At 66.7% G+C, this 210-nt stretch carries 1 protein-coding gene; it reads right to left on the bottom strand.

Translation table 11 applies throughout. The features are described 5' to 3' along the window. On the bottom strand, positions 1-210 hold a 210-nt coding region (locus tag KHA85_RS17740), incomplete at both ends, for an acyl-CoA dehydrogenase family protein (protein WP_272875200.1).

Below are 210 nucleotides of genomic sequence, written 5' to 3' on the forward strand. Positions count from 1 at the left end.
GATCGATCACCTTGAGGGCGACGTTTGGCGCGGCGACCTTGATCGCGGCGATCTCGGTCCGGGCGACCTTGTTGCCCACCGTGTCCATCATGTGCGCCGCCTTGAGGGTGAGCAGGCGGGCCATCTCGATCTCGGTGCGGGACTCGGCCACCCAATCCATGACGTTGGCGCGGTTGGCCAGCGGTTCGCCGAAGGTGACCCTCGACTGCG

Origin of the sequence: Dietzia massiliensis (assembly GCF_018390595.1) — a bacterium.
Lineage (GTDB): Bacteria > Actinomycetota > Actinomycetes > Mycobacteriales > Mycobacteriaceae > Dietzia > Dietzia massiliensis.